The sequence below is a fragment of the Actinomadura nitritigenes genome (genome assembly GCF_017573545.1).
Taxonomy (GTDB): domain Bacteria; phylum Actinomycetota; class Actinomycetes; order Streptosporangiales; family Streptosporangiaceae; genus Spirillospora; species Spirillospora nitritigenes.
In genome coordinates, this window is record NZ_JAGEOK010000089.1 from 1 (window position 1) to 2,919 (window position 2,919).

Annotated in this window: 3 protein-coding genes and 1 pseudogene; 2 read left to right on the plus strand and 2 right to left on the minus strand. The window is 73.0% G+C overall.

Features of this window, described 5'->3' with window-relative positions; genetic code table 11:
* Nucleotides 1–674 (plus strand): annotated as a pseudogene (locus J4557_RS48910) (hypothetical protein); the annotation flags it as partial.
* A gap of 77 nt (nt 675–751) precedes the next feature.
* Here the strand turns inward: J4557_RS48910 and J4557_RS48915 are convergent.
* A complete protein-coding gene (locus J4557_RS48915) occupies nt 752–1,618 on the minus strand; it encodes an STAS domain-containing protein (protein ID WP_208274794.1) in 867 nt (288 codons plus the stop codon).
* Nucleotides 1,619–1,621: 3 nt separating this feature from the next.
* Nucleotides 1,622–1,951, minus strand: coding sequence for a hypothetical protein (locus tag J4557_RS48920; RefSeq protein WP_208274796.1), 330 nt, complete (start codon nt 1,949–1,951; stop codon nt 1,622–1,624).
* A gap of 340 nt (nt 1,952–2,291) precedes the next feature.
* On the opposite strand from J4557_RS48920, the gene J4557_RS48925 reads away from it, so the two are divergent.
* On the plus strand, nt 2,292–2,919 hold a 628-nt coding region (locus J4557_RS48925), incomplete at its 3' end, for an alpha-amylase family glycosyl hydrolase (protein ID WP_243777556.1).

Consider the following 2,919-nt stretch of genomic DNA (forward strand, 5'->3'; position numbering starts at 1 on the left):
TGCTCTCCCCCACCTGGGGCGTCTACTCCGGCTACGAACTCTGCGAGAACACCCCCGTCCGCCCCGGCAGCGAGGAATACCGCGACTCCGAGAAATACCAGTACCGCCCCCGCGACTGGGAAGCCGCCGACCGCGACGACACCACCATCGCCCCCCTCATCACCCGGCTCAACACCCTCCGGAAACTGCATCCGGCCCTGCAGAGGCTGCGGAACCTGCACTTCCACCACGTCGACCGGCCCGAGCTGCTGGCCTTCTCCAAGCGGCACGGCGATGACGTCGTGCTGGCGGTCGTCAACCTCAATCCGCACCAGCCGCGCGAGGCGACGGTCCACCTCGATCTCACCGCACTCGGCCTCCCCGACGACCCCGACCGGTCGTTCACCGTCGTCGACCAACTGGACGACGCGACGTACACGTGGCGGAAGGCGAACTACGTCCGGCTCGATCCGCACGTGCGTCCCGCGCACGTCTTCACGATCCGGCGGGACGAGGAACGCCCGCATCCCGAGAACGGCCGCGCGCCCGCCGCCTCGTCCGCCGCACCGCCCGCTCCGTCGGCCGCTCCGTCGGCCCCGTCCCGCCCATCCGGCGCGCGGACCGGCCGGCCGGGCCGCCCCGTCCGCGACTCCCTGCGGGCCGCGCGGAATCGGCTGCGGCCGGGCGGGAGCTGAGCGAAGGAACGTGGCGGCCCGCTCGCATCGGTCCCGCCATGGCGGACCCGATGCCGTGGTGACGGGAAGGCGGCCGGTCAGGCCGGTTCCGCTCCGAGCGCCCGGCCCTCGACGGGCCGGCAGGCGGTGAACACCGAGCCGAGCCCCTCGCGGTCGATGATCTCGCGGAGCCGAGCGGGCAGGCCGGGCAGCGACAGGCAGCCGCCCTCGGCGGCGACCCGCCAGCGGATGCCGAGCAGCACCGGCAGCGGGTCGCAGCGCACCCCGAGCCGGTCGCCCATCCGCACCATCAGGTGCCGCAGGTCGCCCTCGACGAGCGAGGTCAGCGTCTCGCCGAGGCGCCGGACGGTGACGGGGTCGAGGACCCCGGACAGGTGCACCACGGTGTGGTCGCCGTCGCCCGCCTCGGCCGTGGTGATCAGCAGGTCGGGCGGCGCGGCGGACGGCGTCGGCGCGAGGCCGGCGTCGGCGGGGTGCAGGGCCCGGATGGCGTCCAGCACGTGCCCGGTGTCGACGGTCGCGGTCTCGCCGGGCACCACCGGCGCCGCGGTCGCCTGCGCGACGTCCTCGAACACCGGGACGAGGCTCGACAGGCCGGTGAGGTGCAGCGCGCGCCGCACGGGCGCGGCCGTCGCGGGCACCACGGCCCGCAGCGGGCAGCCGAGCAGCTGCGCGCGGGTCTCGGTGCGGGCCAGGAGCACCAGCCCGGACGCGTCCAGCAGGACCGAGTCGCCGAAGTCGACGACGACGCCCTTGCGGGGCCGGCCCGCGACGGGGCGGGCCGGGCGGTCGGGGGCGAGGTCGCCGGCGGCCACCGCCAGCGCCCGGCAGACCCCCTCCCTGATCCCGGCGTAGTTGTGCCAGCTGACCTGCGCGGGCAGCCGCAGCACGAGGAACCCTTGCCGGGTGTCCGTCCGCAGGCCCGGCACGGTGGTGTCCTTCATCTGTCACATCCCGATCGGGGTACGCGCGGCGGCGCGGGCCGGGGCGGGCCCGCCGGTGGGCGGCGTCGCGGGGGCGGACGCGGCGGCGCGGCCCGGCGGCACCGGGGCCCGCTCGCCGTCCGGATACGGCGGCCGCGCGCCGCGGACGACGCCCGTGAGCCGGGACGCCGCGAGGCGCTCGATGGTCCAGGGGTCGGGCCGCATCCCGAGATGGGTGCAGCAGCACCACAGGTCGTCCACGCAACGGCGCACGTTCTCGGCCGGAATGTCGGCGAAGCGAACGCGCAGCCGCGCCACGAGGTCATCGCGCGTCGGTGCGACCGATGGCGACATCTCCCAGCGCTCCACTGTCCCTCCGATCGGTCTGGACGAGACGAGAAGATCGCCCGTCCGGGCGGGTCGGCAGCCGCCCGCGCGGCAGGCTCCGAGCTTGGATGGGACCTACCCGGCGTCTGTAACGGAAACGGCGCCGACGCTAAAGGTCCGGGCATGAAACGCCTGCCGCGCGGCAAGTCCCGCGTCCGTTCGGGCACGCGGTCCGCCGCGGCCCGGGAGCGATGCCGCGACCACGGAGAGTACTGAGATTTTTACGGATGGTTGCCTGTCGCGCACGCCCTCGCGACGGAGCGCGGGAATTGCTGATCTAGATGTCGCCGACACTCCGGGATGGTCCATGCACGCCCAGTCGAAGTACTTCACCTGCAGGACGTCCGGCCAGGTCGCCGACCCGGAGGCCGATCGCGGCCTCGCGCGGGGCGGGATCGGCGCGGAGCGGGCCGCGCCGGCGGCGGGGGCCATCCCGGACACCTTCGCCGAGGACGCTCCGCACACCCCGCACTGGTTCAGGACGGCGGTGTTCTACGAGGTGTCGGTGCGCGGATTCGCCGACTCCAACAACGACGGTTACGGAGACCTGCGCGGCCTGATCTCCAGGCTCGACCACCTGGAATGGCTCGGCGTCGACTGCCTCTGGCTCCTGCCGATCTACCAGTCACCGCTGAAGGACGGCGGCTACGACATCGCGAACTACACCGAGATCCTTCCGGATTTCGGAGAGCTCGGCGACTTCGTGGAACTGATCGAGGAGGCGCACGCCCGCGGTATCAGGGTGATAGCGGATCTGGTGATGAACCACACCTCGGATCAGCATCCGTGGTTCCAGGCGTCGCGGACGGATCCGGACGGGCCGTTCGGTGACTTCTACATGTGGAACGACACCGACGACAAATACCCCGAAGCCCGGATCATCTTCGTCGACACCGAATCCTCCAACTGGACCTACGACCCGGTCCGCGGCCAGT